This is a genomic window from Cryobacterium lyxosi, assembly GCF_004403345.1.
Classification (GTDB): Bacteria; Actinomycetota; Actinomycetes; order Actinomycetales; family Microbacteriaceae; genus Cryobacterium; species Cryobacterium lyxosi.
This window is the reverse complement of record NZ_SOGT01000011.1, coordinates 156914-170205: the sequence shown is the minus strand read 5'-3', so window position 1 is coordinate 170205 and position 13292 is coordinate 156914. Positions and strand designations below refer to the sequence as shown.

At 64.4% G+C, this 13292-nt stretch carries 14 protein-coding genes and 1 pseudogene; 3 read left to right on the top strand and 12 right to left on the bottom strand.

Features of this window, described 5'->3' with window-relative positions; all coding sequences use genetic code 11:
• Nucleotides 1-79: 79 nt before the first annotated feature.
• The 9 genes from E3T27_RS08885 to E3T27_RS08845 all read right to left on the bottom strand — a co-directional run bounded on the left by E3T27_RS08885 (nucleotide 80) and on the right by E3T27_RS08845 (nucleotide 6572).
• The gene (locus tag E3T27_RS08885) at nucleotides 80-619 is read right to left on the bottom strand and encodes a PH-like domain-containing protein (protein ID WP_104197942.1); all 540 of its coding nucleotides are present in this window, start codon (nucleotides 617-619) and stop codon (nucleotides 80-82) included.
• Nucleotides 612-1979: a dihydroorotase gene (locus tag E3T27_RS08880; protein ID WP_174722200.1), complete on the bottom strand. Its 1368-nt coding sequence runs from the start codon at nucleotides 1977-1979 to the stop codon at nucleotides 612-614. Before E3T27_RS08880 ends, E3T27_RS08885 begins: the two co-directional genes overlap by 8 nt.
• Nucleotides 1969-2931, bottom strand: coding sequence for an aspartate carbamoyltransferase catalytic subunit (locus tag E3T27_RS08875; protein ID WP_104197941.1), 963 nt, complete (start codon nucleotides 2929-2931; stop codon nucleotides 1969-1971). Before E3T27_RS08875 ends, E3T27_RS08880 begins: the two co-directional genes overlap by 11 nt.
• On the bottom strand, nucleotides 2928-3470 hold the full coding sequence (gene pyrR, locus E3T27_RS08870) for a bifunctional pyr operon transcriptional regulator/uracil phosphoribosyltransferase PyrR (protein WP_104197940.1): 543 nt from the start codon (nucleotides 3468-3470) through the stop codon (nucleotides 2928-2930). Before pyrR ends, E3T27_RS08875 begins: the two co-directional genes overlap by 4 nt.
• Before the next feature lie 111 nt (nucleotides 3471-3581).
• Nucleotides 3582-4541 (bottom strand): thioredoxin domain-containing protein, encoded by a 960-nt coding sequence (locus E3T27_RS08865; protein WP_134572282.1) that lies wholly within the window; start codon nucleotides 4539-4541, stop codon nucleotides 3582-3584.
• A gap of 62 nt (nucleotides 4542-4603) precedes the next feature.
• Entirely contained in the window at nucleotides 4604-5023 is a 420-nt protein-coding gene (gene nusB / locus E3T27_RS08860) for a transcription antitermination factor NusB (protein ID WP_104197938.1), read from the bottom strand.
• Complete coding sequence (efp, locus tag E3T27_RS08855; protein ID WP_092107753.1) at nucleotides 5020-5583, bottom strand: elongation factor P; 564 nt, start codon at nucleotides 5581-5583, stop codon at nucleotides 5020-5022. Before efp ends, nusB begins: the two co-directional genes overlap by 4 nt.
• A 106-nt stretch (nucleotides 5584-5689) precedes the next feature.
• Nucleotides 5690-6124, bottom strand: coding sequence for a type II 3-dehydroquinate dehydratase (locus E3T27_RS08850; protein WP_104197937.1), 435 nt, complete (start codon nucleotides 6122-6124; stop codon nucleotides 5690-5692).
• Nucleotides 6125-6173: 49 nt separating this feature from the next.
• On the bottom strand, nucleotides 6174-6572 hold the full coding sequence (locus tag E3T27_RS08845) for a hypothetical protein (protein WP_104197936.1): 399 nt from the start codon (nucleotides 6570-6572) through the stop codon (nucleotides 6174-6176).
• Between the two features lie 259 nt (nucleotides 6573-6831).
• Here E3T27_RS08845 and E3T27_RS08840 point away from each other — a divergent pair, with 259 nt between their 5' ends.
• The 3 genes and pseudogenes from E3T27_RS08840 to E3T27_RS08830 all read left to right on the top strand — a co-directional run.
• Nucleotides 6832-8196 (top strand): GAF domain-containing protein, encoded by a 1365-nt coding sequence (locus tag E3T27_RS08840; protein ID WP_134572281.1) that lies wholly within the window; start codon nucleotides 6832-6834, stop codon nucleotides 8194-8196.
• 56 nt (nucleotides 8197-8252) lie between these two features.
• Nucleotides 8253-9776, top strand: a complete 1524-nt coding sequence (gene exaC / locus E3T27_RS08835) for an acetaldehyde dehydrogenase ExaC (RefSeq protein WP_104197934.1) — start codon at nucleotides 8253-8255, stop codon at nucleotides 9774-9776.
• 129 nt (nucleotides 9777-9905) lie between these two features.
• Nucleotides 9906-10301, top strand: a pseudogene (locus E3T27_RS08830) (DUF779 domain-containing protein); the annotation flags it as partial.
• Nucleotides 10302-10393: 92 nt separating this feature from the next.
• On the opposite strand, the gene aroB reads toward E3T27_RS08830, so the two are convergent.
• Genes aroB through aroC form a run of 3 tightly spaced genes read right to left on the bottom strand, consistent with a single transcriptional unit; the run spans nucleotide 10394 to nucleotide 13287 of the window.
• Nucleotides 10394-11482 (bottom strand): 3-dehydroquinate synthase, encoded by a 1089-nt coding sequence (gene aroB, locus E3T27_RS08825; RefSeq protein ID WP_104198107.1) that lies wholly within the window; start codon nucleotides 11480-11482, stop codon nucleotides 10394-10396.
• A 55-nt stretch (nucleotides 11483-11537) separates the two neighbouring features.
• The gene (locus E3T27_RS08820) at nucleotides 11538-12059 is read right to left on the bottom strand and encodes a shikimate kinase (RefSeq protein WP_241992186.1); all 522 of its coding nucleotides are present in this window, start codon (nucleotides 12057-12059) and stop codon (nucleotides 11538-11540) included.
• A 19-nt stretch (nucleotides 12060-12078) separates the two neighbouring features.
• Nucleotides 12079-13287, bottom strand: coding sequence for a chorismate synthase (gene aroC, locus E3T27_RS08815; RefSeq protein ID WP_104197932.1), 1209 nt, complete (start codon nucleotides 13285-13287; stop codon nucleotides 12079-12081).
• Nucleotides 13288-13292 lie beyond the last annotated feature (5 nt).

Sequence of the window (13292 nt, the reverse complement as noted above, 5' to 3'; positions counted from 1 at the left end):
GACGGCGTCGCTTGGTGCGGCATCCGTTGGTGCAGCCTGGATTGCTTCTGCCTGGTTTGGAGCGGTCGAGTCGGGCACGTCAGGCCTCGCTTTCATCTTGATGAGCCGTAGTGGCAATGGTTCGGATCGAGTCGACGAGGCGAGCACGATCATTGGGATCGATGATGCGAAAGAAGCTGTCAACGGCACGGCGGTCGTCGGGGCCGGAGGTGGTGCCCGGAGCGAGACGCCAGCCCAGGCAGACCAGACCGTCGGTTTCGACCACCCGGTCGATGGCCACCTGGGCCGCACCAACCGCGTCGACGGCGCTGGCAGCAATGAACACCGGCTGGTTACCATCGAGGTCGAGCGTCACGCCGGCCTCGGTCACGGTGACAGCGGCGCGGGCCCGAAAGCCCAGCCCGGGAATAGCCAGCCGCTCGAGCGGCGCGCCGCGGGGGGTGGTCGCCACATAGTAGGTCGCGGCACCGGCCAGTGCGGCTCCGGTGTCCTCCGGCATCGGGTAGCCGGCGGCAAGGGCGCCATCTCGTCGACTGCGCTTTCGCCAACTGCGCCACATGAGAACGAGAACGCCGAGCAGAACGAGGCCTGTGATGATGGCGGGAATGGACCTATCCATGGGTGACTACTCCTCTGGCGTGGCCGGCTATCTCGAGGCTGCTGAGAACCGCTCCGTCGAGCATCGTGGCATAGCCACGGTGGAACGTCGCTCGCACGTCGCCGGGCAGCGTCATGGACAGGTAGGGCGAGTTCGAGCTGGTACCGGCTAGGTCGGCGCGGCCGAAAACTCGGGTCGCTGCCGGGTCGTAGAGCGCCAGCTCGGCCGGGGAACCGACCGCGATCGGGTTGCCCTGACCGGCCAGGCCACCGATACGGGCCGGGGTGCGCGACAAAACGCGTTCGATGTCGGCCCAGTCGAGCAGCCCGGTGGCGACAACGGCGGCATGCACGACCGACAGAGCCGATTCCAGCCCCACCATGCCATTGGCGGCGGCGTCCCACTCGCAGTCCTTGCTTTCGGCTGGATGCGGTGCGTGGTCGGTCGCGACGATGTCGATCGTGCCGTCGGCGAGTCCGGCGCGCAGCGCCTCGACGTCTTCGCGGCTGCGCAGCGGCGGATTCACCTTGAACCGGGCATCGTAGCCGCGCACGAGGTCTTCGGTCAGCAGCAGGTGGTGCGGGGTGACCTCGGCCGTCACGTTGATGCCGCGAGCCTTGGCCCAGCGGATCACGTCGACCGAACCGGCCGTGGAGACGTGGCAGACGTGCAGGCGGGAACCGACGTGTTCGGCCAACAGGACATCGCGGGCGATGATCGACTCTTCGGCGACGGCCGGCCAGCCGATGAGACCGAGCTCACCGGAGAGGGCGCCCTCGTTCATTTGGGCTTTTTCGGTGAGGCGTGGTTCCTGAGAGTGCTGCGCGATGACGCCATCGAAGGCCTTGACGTACTCGAGGGCACGGCGCATGAGGAGCGGGTCCGAGACGCAGAATCCGTCGTCCGAGAACACCCGCACACGCGCCCTGCTCGATGCCATGGCTCCGAGTTCGGCGAGCTGTTTGCCGGCCAGGCCAACGGTCACGGCCCCGATCGGCTGAACGTCAACGTAGCCGGCGCTCTCGCCGAGGGCGAGGACCTGCTCGACCACCCCGGCAGTGTCCTGGGCCGGCAGGGTGTTGGCCATGGCGAACACACTCGTGAACCCGCCCCGGGCAGCGGCGCGGCTGCCGCTCAGCACGGTTTCGCTGTGCTCGTAGCCGGGTTCGCGCAGGTGGGCGTGCAGGTCGACCAGGCCGGGCAGCGCGATGAGGCCGTCGGCGTCGAGCACGCGCGCGCCGCTCGGGGACAGGCCGGTCCCGAGCTCGTCGATACGTCCGCCAGCCAGACGGATGTCGGTGCGCGTGCCGTCCGGCAAGGTCGCGCCGCGAATCAGCCAGGGTTCGTGCACGTCGTGTTGCTGTAATCCGTCAATCGACATTCTTCGATTCCTTCCGATCACCGGATAAGAGCAAGTAGAGCGCGGCCATCCGCACGGAGACACCGTTCGTGACCTGTTCGAGTACGGTCGAATTCGCGGAGTCGGCCGCCGCCGAGGAAATCTCCAGACCACGATTCATCGGGCCGGGGTGCATAACAATGCTAGCCGGACCGAGTCGGCCAAATCGCGCGTCGTCGAGTCCCCAGACCCGGGAGTACTCACGGCTGCTCGGAAAAAACGCTGCGCTCATCCGTTCGGTCTGGATGCGCAGCATCATGACCACGTCGGGGCCGGCATCGATCGCATCATCGAGGTCAAAGCTGAAGCGAGCCGGCCACAGTGCGGTGTTACTCGGCAACAGGGTGGGCGGGGCGACGAACGTGACCTCCGCGCCGAGAGTGGTGAGCAGCCAGAGGTTGGAGCGAGCCACCCGGGAGTGCAGTACGTCGCCGACGATGGTGACCGTGACCCCGTCGAGCCCCCGGCTACGGGAGGCCTGGCCGTGGATGCGACGGCGGATGGTGAACGCGTCGAGCAGGGCCTGGGTGGGATGCTCGTGGGTGCCGTCACCGGCGTTGATGATGCCGGCGTCGATCCACCCGCTCGCAGCGAGCACGGCGGGGCCGCCTGAGGCTGGGTGCCGAATGACGACGCCGTCCGCACCGATTGCGGCGAGGGTTTGAGCGGTGTCTTTCAAGCTTTCCCCCTTCGACACGCTCGATCCCTTGGCGCTGAAGTTGATCACGTCGGCGCTGAGTCGCTTCGCAGCCGCCTCAAAGGAAATGCGGGTGCGGGTGGAGTCTTCGAAAAAAAGGTTCACCACGGTCTTGCCACGCAGGGTCGGGAGCTTTTTGACCTCGCGCTGTGCGACATCCGCCATGTCTTCGGCAATGTCGAGCAGGTTGATGGCCTCGTCGCGGGAGAGGTCTTTGGTGGAAAGAAGGTGCCTCATCGGTCACTCCGTCCATCGATCGAGACGGATTCGTCACCGTCGATCTCTTCGAGGTGCACGTTGATGCGTTCGTCAGCAGCCGTCGGCAGGTTTCGACCGACGAAGTCGGCGCGAATCGGCAGCTCACGGTGGCCGCGATCAACGAGCACGGCCAGGCGCACGATATTCGGACGGCCGTGGTCTCCGAGCGCGTCGAGGGCGCTGCGGATGGTGCGCCCCGAGTACAACACGTCATCGACGAGCACGACGGTAGCGTCGTCGATGCGGCCAGGCACCTCAGTGCGCGACGGCGTGCGCGTACGTCCGTGGGCGAGATCGTCACGATAAAGCGTCACGTCAAGCGATCCGACCCGAAGGGCGGTTGCCGCTGGTTCGATCCGCTGGATGATCTCGGCGATGCGGCGGGCGAGGATCACGCCCCGCGTCGGAATACCGAGGATGACCAGGTTGTCCGGCCCCCGATTGGACTCCAGGATCTCGTGGGAAATTCGAGTCAACGCGCGGGTGATGTCAGCTTGGGTGAGCACAATGTGCGCCAAATGCCGACCTCCTTCCCCGTCTCACAGGACGGATCATTAAAGGATGTCTGATTACCAGTAGCTTACCGTTGGCGCCGTTGTCCGCGCACCAACGGCTTCGGGGAAAGCGAATTACGAAAAAGCAGCGGCAACGAAAGCCTGAAATTCGGACCGGTCAAGGTTGCTGCCGGTGTAGAGCGCCCCGTCAACGAGCACGGTTGGGGTGCCCTGAATAGAGGCGACCTCAGCACCCGCGATCGGCCCGGTCAGGGCTGTTTCGGTGTTCTGCTGCGACCAGGTCTGGTATTCACCAGCTTCAACGCAGTCGGCGATGCTGACCGCCCCGGAAGCGAGGTCTACGAGTTGGCTATCGCTGAGCCCGGTCGTCTGTTCAAGTGGTTGCTCGGCGAACAACGCTGACAGATAGTCGAGGCTCTGATCGGGGTTCAGGGTGGCCTGGCAGGTCAGCGCTGCGGATGCGCGGCTGGAGTAGTTCGTGCCCTGAGAGACTCGGTCGAGAAAGGTGAGCGAGTGCACCCGGAGGGTGATAACGCCGCTTTCCACACCCGCGGCCAGCAGTTCTCCGTTGGTCTTCTCGAACTGGGCGCAGAACGGGCACATCAAATCCACATACTCGTCGACGATGACGGCGCCGGTACCGAATTCGAGATATCCGCCATCGAAGTTGGCGGCGCCGAGCTGACCGGTCGGCAGTGGTGCCGGAGATTCCGTCGGCGTCGAGGAGGCCAGGCCTGCATTCAGCGCGACGAAGAATGCTCCGACAGCGGAGGCGAACACGATCAGTAAAACAACCAGAAAGGCTGTCACAGCAAGGTGGACGTATCCGATGATGAGACCGGCCAACGCAAAACCGCGGCCGAGTTCACCGCGTGCGCGAATCTGCCCCAGCGCGATGTGCCCCGTGATGACTGCGACGAGACCAACGAAGAACGACGACGCGAGTGACACAATCGCCAGGGTGTTGGTCTTCGGTACGGTCGCAAACGGAGTAACCGGCCCCGGCAGCGGCGGCGCATATGAGTTGGGCTGCATCGGCTCGTCGCGAAAGCCGTTCGGTCCGAAGCTATCCATGTTCGTGTCCTTCGGTGACGTCGAGGCGCGCCCGGCGACAGCCGAGCCTGCGGGTCGGGTCGTTAGGCAGACGGCGCGGTTTGGGCGATCTTGCCGAGCAGTCCGTTGACAAAACCAGCCGAGTCATCCGTTGAGAAAATCTTGGCGGCTTCGACGGCTTCATCGATGGCGACGGCGTGCGGTACTGCGTCGTTGTACAGGATCTCCCAGATACCGATCCGCAAAATGGCACGATCGATGTTGGGCATGCGAGCGAGCGACCAGCCTTGCGAGTAGGTCTCGATGAGTTCGTCGATCTCTTCGCGGTGGTCGACGACCCCGTCGACGAGCTCCCGCGCATACAGCCAGGACACCAGGCGGGCTGGCTCGCTTGCTGCGCGCTCAGCCTCGATCGCGAGCGACTCCGGAATGCTGATCTGGCGCACATCCGCGATGTACAGGATGTCAATGGCGCGCTTGCGAGCCTTGGTACGTGCGCTCATTCGTTGACGCGGCCGAGGTAGTCGCCGGTGCGGGTGTCGACCTTGACCTTGGTGCCCTGCTCGAGAAACAGCGGAACCTGAATTTGGTAGCCGGTTTCCACGGTGGCCGGCTTGGTGCCGCCGGTGGAACGATCGCCCTGCAGGCCTGGCTCGGTGTAGGTGATTTCCAGGGTGACGGATGCCGGCAGCTCGACGTACAGCGGGTTGCCGTTGTGCAGGGCCACGGTCACGGCCTGGTTTTCGAGCATGAAGTTGCTCGCATCACCCACGACCGCAGCGGAGACGGTGATCTGGTCATAATCGGCCACGTCCATGAAGACGTAGGCGTCACCGTCGTTGTAGAGGTACTGGAAGTCGCGACGATCAACGTTCTCGGTCTCGATCTTGGCGCCGGCGTTGAACGTGCGGTCGACGGTCTTACCCGAGACGACGTTCTTCATCTTGGTACGAACGAAGGCGCCGCCCTTGCCCGGCTTGACGTGCTGAAACTCGACGACGGCCCAGAGCTGGCCATCCATGTTGAGTACGACGCCGTTTCTGATATCAGCGGTAGAAGCCATGGGAGGGGTGTTCCGTTCAATTGATAAGGTGCGCGGGTGCAAATGGCACCGTGTGAAGTCTAGGTGCCGAAGCCACAAGCGCCAAAGGCACCGTTTCGACACTGCGTCACGAAGCGGTGACGAAGTCCAGTGCCAACCGGTAGGAGTCGAAGCCAAGACCGGCAATGACACCGGTCGCGATGGCGCTCACCACACTCGTGTGGCGAAACGTCTCACGAGCGTGCGGGTTCGAGATGTGCACCTCGATCAACGGCAGGCCAGCCTTGGTGACGAGGGCAGCGGCATCCCTCAGCGCGTAGCTGTAGTGCGTGAACGCTGCCGGATTCAGGATGACCGGCATCCGCTCGTCAACTGCCTCGTACAGCCAGTGGATCAGCTCTGCCTCGTCGTCGGTCTGCCGCAGGTCGATCAAGACCCCGTCACGAGCGGATGCGACGAGCAGCTCGCGCAGGTCCTCCAGGTTCGCCGACCCGTACACGTCTGGCTCGCGACTACCCAGGCGCCCGAGGTTCGGACCGTTCAGAACCAGCACTGTACTCATGCTCTCAGCCTAGGCCGTCCCCGTGCAACTGCCGTGTCGACAGTCTCCGTCAGGGAGTGAGTACGGCCACGCCGTCATCGTGGGCGACGAACAGGCCGGTAATGCGCATGAGTTTGCCAAAGGACTCGGTCAACTCCACTGCCCAGGCCTGGTCTGGGGCGGTGCGGGCCGCTGACCCTGGTCGTTCCAGGGTCACAATGAGGCTGCCCCCCGGGGCGTCCCTGGCCAGGATTTCATTAATTCTCACGGCGAACGGTCGCACCGAACCAGGTTCCGGCCGGAGCGGAATGCCGTCGAGGGGAATCATCAGTGGGAGCTGTTGCCCGTGGGCGTCGAGAACCATGAGCCAGAGCTGGCGGCGGATAGCGGGGCCGATCAGGTCGAAAACCCGTGCCTTGGCCTGCACCACAGTGCTCACGGGCGGAGCGTCGTCGATGTTGATTGTCATGTGCCCAGCATGAGCCGGTCTCGTAGTCGCGAAGGATTATCCACAGGAATTTCCTGAATCCGCTCGGCTGTGGGTATCTTCCGGCGGGCGTCCGGTCGTCCGGGTGTCGGCGACGTTGCGGTTCAATTCGGGCGACGGCGGTGGCACGGTTCGGGTAGTTCGATGGTCCGCACGCCCCGCTGCGTCAGTGCCCGTAGAATGACACTGAAACGGCGGCCGCGGCAGCTGCGCCCGCTACTGCTAATGGAGGCAGACGCTGATGGGACACGGCTTGAAGAGTACCTCGTCGATTCCGTCCGGGTCGGCGTACGAAAGCCTGCTCGCCCTGGAACGGGCCCACGAATCCGCCGTCACAGACCGAGTCTTCCAGTCCGGCGTGCGCCAGCTCGTGCAGGATTCCTGGCAGCGGTCGCTCTCTCTCAGCCTCGACCCCGGCAGTGTGGCACCCGAGCGGGCACTGACCGATATCGAACTGCGGCACCTGCGCAACCAGCATCCGCTCGCCACGGTATTGCCCGTCGTGCAGAACCTGCTTATCCGCCACGCCTTTGATGCTGAGTTACTCGTGGCCATCGGCGACGAATCCGGCCGGTTGCTCTGGATCGACGGCGACCGGGCGCTGCGCCGCCAGGTCGAGGAAATGCTGTTCGTCGAGGGAGCGGACTGGTCAGAAAAACGGGTCGGAACCAGCGCCCCCGGTACCGCACTGGCCCTGGACCGCGGTATTCAGATTCGGCGGGCCGAACACTTCAACGCTCTCGCGCACCCCTGGAGCTGCACGGCCGTACCCATCCACGATCCAGACACCGGCAAAATCCTCGGCGTGATCGACATCACCGGCGGCGATCAGGCGGTCGCACCGCAAACACTCCCCCTCGTTGAAGCAGCTGTCGCCGCGATGGAGGCAGAGTTGCGCATCCAGCGCCTTGGCCAGCCGAATTCTTCGCCGCCCGCTCGCCGGTCGCATACATCGCTGCCGACGACCGTGCGGCGACTGGCACCGGCCGGTCTGAGTGTGCTCGGCACCGATCACGGCCAGTTATGTTGCGGCGGCAGCACCGTGGATGTCTCGCCCCGCCACACCGAGATTCTCACACTTCTCGCCTGGCACCGCGAAGGACTTTCCGCCGATCGTCTGGCCAGCTACCTCTTTGATCTGGACACAGCAGTGGAAACGCTGCGCGCCGAAATGGTGCGGGTACGCAAGGTACTCGCCCTCCTCGATCCCTCGATCACGATCACCTCCCGGCCGTATCGGCTGGAATCACGGCTCGAACTCGATGCGCAACAGGTGTTGGCCTTTCTGGATCGCGGCGCTCACCGGGTGGCTCTCGGCGCCTACCGCGGCCCTGTACTCCCGGGATCGTCCGCTCCCGGGATCATCGAAATCCGTTCAGAAGTGAGCAGCCGACTGCGCGAGGCAATGCTCGCGGATGCTTCGGTCGACCTGCTGCTCACCTACGCGCGCACCGAAGAAGCCACCTGGGACGCCGAAGTCTGGCGGGCCTGCCTCGAGCTGCTCCCGGCCCGATCGCCCAAACGTGCAACGGTCGTGGCGCATCTTGCGCGCATCGAAGTCGAAATCGGTGGCCATCGCAACATTTTGCAACGTCCCCCCTCCTAGAGTAGAAATAGGCCGCAGGTTTGCGAGCCCGACACCGTCGTCGAAAGAGGAGTGACATGACCGTCTATTCAGTCCCAGGAACACCCGGCTCCAAAATTACCTTCAAGTCCCGCTACGAGAACTGGATCGGCGGCGAATGGGTCGCCCCCGTCAAAGGCCAGTACTTCGAAGACATCACCCCGGTCACCGGCAAGGCATTCGCCGAAGTGGCTCGGGGCACCGCCGAAGACATCGAGCTGGCGCTCGACGCCGCCCACAAGGCTGCTCCCGCCTGGGGAAAGACCAGCCCCGCCGAGCGCGCCGCGGTCCTGGGCAAGATCGCCGACCTCATCGACGCCAATGTCGAAATGCTCGCCGTCGCCGAAACCTGGGACAACGGCAAGGCCATTCGCGAGACGATCAATGCCGACATTCCCCTCGCCGCCGACCACTTCCGCTACTTCGCTGCGGCGATCCGCGCCCAAGACGGCGACCACGCCCAGCTCGACGGCGACACGGTCTCATATCAGTTCCACGAGCCGCTCGGCGTTGTCGGCCAGATCATTCCGTGGAACTTTCCCATTTTGATGGCCGTCTGGAAGCTTGCCCCTGCCCTCGCCGCCGGCAATGCGGTCGTCCTCAAGCCAGCCGAGCAGACCCCGGTCTCGATTCTCGTTCTGATGGAGCTCATCGGCGACATCCTCCCCCCGGGAGTGGTCAACATCGTCAACGGTTTCGGCCTCGAGGCCGGCAAGCCGCTCGCTTCGAGCAACCGCATCCGCAAGATCGCCTTCACCGGGGAAACCACCACCGGCCGCCTGATTCTTCAGTACGCCTCGGCCAATATCATCCCGTCGACCGTCGAGCTCGGCGGTAAGAGCCCGAATATCTTCTTCAGCGACGTTGCAGAGGCGAAGGATGCGTTCTACGACAAGGCCCAGGAAGGCTTCGTGCTGTTCGCCTTCAACCAGGGAGAGGTCTGCACGGCCCCCAGCCGGGCGCTGCTACAGAAGCCGATCTACGACAGCTTCCTCGGGGACGCGGTCACGCGCGCCAAAAAGATCATCCAGGGCAACCCGCTCGACACGGACACCCAGATGGGCGCACAGGCCAGCAACGACCAGCTCGAGAAGATCCTGTCGTACATCGACATTGGCACCAAGGAGGGCGCGAAACTGGCGCTCGGCGGCGAACGAGCCGATCTTGGCGGTGACCTCACCGACGGCTACTATGTGCAGCCGACCATCTTCGAGGGCCACAACAAGATGCGCCTGTTCCAGGAGGAGATCTTCGGACCGGTACTGGCCGTGACGAGCTTCACGGACTATGACGACGCTATTTCCATCGCCAACGACACCATCTATGGCCTCGGAGCGGGTGTCTGGTCGCGCAACGGTAACGTCGCCTACCGGGCTGGCCGTGACATCCAGGCCGGTCGTGTCTGGGTCAACAACTATCACGCGTACCCGGCCGGCGCCGCGTTCGGCGGCTATAAGAGCTCCGGCATCGGCCGGGAGAACAACAAGCTCGCGCTCGGTCACTACCAGCAAACCAAGAACCTGCTGGTTTCCTACTCCGAAAATAAGCTCGGCTTTTTCTAAACCGATCAATCTGGTCGCCGGGTAGCCCTATCGGTGGGAGTTCGCTGGAGGGCTGGCCGGGGGGCTGCCAACGACGTAACGTCGTAGGCAGCCCTTTTTATCATCATCCGTCTATCAGGAGGTCAGTCAATGTCGACACCCACGATCACCGCATCGGTCACGATCGCCGATGAAACCGTCCCCCGCGTGCAGCTCGCCCCGGTCGCGGTCGACCTGCTCCGCAGCCTGTGGGAGGAGCACGGACCCCTCATGTTCCACCAGTCCGGCGGATGCTGCGACGGTAGTTCCCCGATGCTGTTCATGGCCGGCGAGTTCATCACCTCCGACCAGGACGTGCGCCTCGGCCAGTTCGATATCGCTCCGGCCAATGAGCCCAGCCAGCCCCTCGACTTCTGGATGTCCGCCGAACAGTTCACCTACTGGAGCCACACCTTCCTCACCGTCGACGTCGTACCGGGTCGCGGCAGCGGCTTCAGCGCCGAAGCCCCGCGCGGTGTGCGCTTTCTCATCCGCTCCGAGCTCATGACCACGATGACCCCGTTTGCCGACTCGGCCGAAACCGACACCGCCGGAGAGGATGCCGTGGCCAGCGCCACGAAGGCTGTTCCAGCCTGAGGCTACTGGCCGATGGCCTGATACGCGCTGAACAACAAGGAGGCGTCCGGGCCCTCGAGGATGGTGGGCTTGCCCACATCATCGAGCACGACAAAGCGCAGCATGCCGCTGCGCGTCTTCTTATCGCGCTGCATCGTGGCGAGCAGGGTGGGCCAGCGACCCACCGGATAGCCGGTGGGCAGGGTCAGCGATTCGAGAATGCTGCGGTGCCGGTCGACGACCTCGACCGGGAGCCGGCCACTCAGTGCGGCGAGCTCGGCCGCGAACATCATTCCGACGGCAACGGCAGCGCCGTGGCGCCAGCCGTACCGTTCGGCGTGCTCGACCGCGTGGCCGAGGGTATGGCCGTAGTTGAGGATCTCACGGAGGCCGACCTCCTTGAAGTCCTCCCCCACGATGCGGGCTTTCATCGCGATGGACAGTTCGATCAGCCGGCGAAATTCGAGGGTTGTCGGGTCGGTGGCGCGGTCGACATCCGCTTCGATGATGTCGAGAATTTCGGGAACCTGGATGAAGCCGGCCTTCACGATTTCCGCGAAACCGGCCAGGATCTCATTTTTCGGCAGCGCGTCGAGCAGGTCCAGGTCGCAGAGCACGGCGGCGGGCGCGTAGAAGGTGCCGACGAGGTTCTTACCCTCGGCGGTGTTGATGCCGTTCTTGCCGCCAACGGCGGCGTCGACCATGCCGAGTACACTCGTGGGAATCTGCACGAGCTTCACACCGCGCAGCCAGGTAGCCGCAACGAAACCGGCGAGGTCGGTGACCGCGCCGCCACCGAGTCCGATCACGGCGTCGGTACGGCTGAAGTCGGATTGACCCATCACGCCCCAGCAGAACGCTGCCACCTCGACGCGCTTGGCGGCCTCGGCGTCGGGAACTTCAGCGAGCAATACTTCGGAATAGGTTTCGAGCAGGCTATCCCGCAGTGCAACGGCGCGGGCACCGACGGTGGAGGTGTGCACGATAAGTACCTTGTTGACGCCGCTGCCCAGCTGCTCGGCGACGGTGGTGACGAGGCCACGCCCCACGTGGACCTGATAGCTATCGACCCCCGTCACGGTGATCACGGTAGTTGCGGGCTGCTCGGTCATCTCGGTCATCTCGGTCATCTCGGTCATCTCGGTCATCTCGGTCATCCTGAAAATCTCACTCATCATTTCTTTCTTGTACCCAATTCACGATTTCGTCGGCGATGCCGCTGATGGGTCGGTTGGAAGTATCCAAGTGAATCGTTGCGAGGGCCTCATAAGTGGAGCGACGAACGTTGTAAATGCGTTCCCAGTCGGTGATTCCCCCCGCCAGAAGCGGCCTTTTGCCGCCCCCCAGGCGCGCCTGCACTGCCGCCGTCGTGACGCTCAGGTAGACGACCGTCGCGTTTTCGAGATCGGACTGGGTGTCGGCATTCAGCACCGCTCCCCCACCGAGCGACACGATGGCGGGCTCACCGAGAGCCCAATCGACGGCTTCGCGCTCGATGATGCGAAAGTACTCTTCGCCCTCACGAGCGAAGATCTCGCCAATCGGACCGTAGTGTTCGACGATGCGTTTATCGGTGTCGATGAAGGGCACGTCCAGGCCGCGCGCCACTCGGCGACCGATCTTGGTCTTACCGGCGGCCATCGGCCCGATGAAGACAATCGGCAGCAACGAGTTACGCAGACTCAGCATCGCTCAGGCCGAAAACTCGTCACAGTGTCGCGTCGCTGGACGCACCCGTGCGCAGGTTGGCGGGAATTTCGGCCAGATAAGACTGAAGGTTACGGCGGGTCTCTTTGATCGAGTCGCCGCCGAACTTCTCGAGCACCGAATTCGCGAGCACGAGCGCCACCATGGCCTCGGCAACGACACCGGCCGCCGGAACCGCACAGACGTCGGAGCGTTGGTGGTGCGCCGCTGCCGGCTCGCTCGTTGCCACGTCGACCGTGCGCAGCGCCCGGGGAATCGTGGCGATCGGCTTCATGCCGGCGCGAACGCGCAGCACCGTGCCGGTGCTCATACCGCCCTCTGTGCCGCCGGCCTTGTCGCTGACCCGCACAATCACGCCATCCGCCTGCACGAGTTCGTCGTGCGCGTCGGACCCGCGACGACGGGTGGTCTCGAAACCGTCGCCAACCTCAACGCCCTTGATCGCCTGTATGCCCATGAGGGCAGCGGCGAGCTGCGAATCCAGACGGCGGTCCCAGTGCACGAATGACCCGAGGCCTGGGGGGAGATTGTAGGCGAGCACTTCGACGACGCCGCCGAGGGTGTCACCATCATCGTGCGCGGCATCCACTTCAGCGACCATCAAAGCGGATGTCGCGGCGTCGAAACAGCGCAGCAAGTCAGCGTCAAGGGCGTCGACGTCTTCGGGCAGCGGCAACGGCGCGCCGTCTGGCACGCGCACCGGTCCGATGGCGATCGTGTGGCTGACCAGGTGAATCCCCAGCTCGTTCAGAAAGGACCTGGCGACGGCGCCCAGCGCGACCCGTGCGGCGGTTTCCCGAGCGCTGGCGCGTTCGAGCACCGGGCGGGCTTCGTCGAAGTCGTACTTCTGCATGCCGACCAGGTCGGCGTGACCGGGCCGCGGCCGGGTCAGCGGCGCTCCACGACCGCGACTGATCGTGCCGGGGTCCACCGGCGCTGCACTCATCACGTCGACCCATTTGGGCCACTCCGAGTTGCCAATGCGCAGTGCGACCGGACCGCCGAGGGTGAGCCCGTGCCGCACCCCACCGGAGAGCGTGAGCTCGTCCTCTTCAAATTTCATGCGCGCGCCTCGGCCGTAGCCGAGCTTGCGGCGCGCCAGATCGAGGCGGATCGATTCAAGGGTGACCGGGATTCCAGCGGGCAAACCCTCGACAATGGCGATGAGTTCGGGGCCGTGAGATTCTCCGGCGGTGAGCCAACGAAGCATGGTTC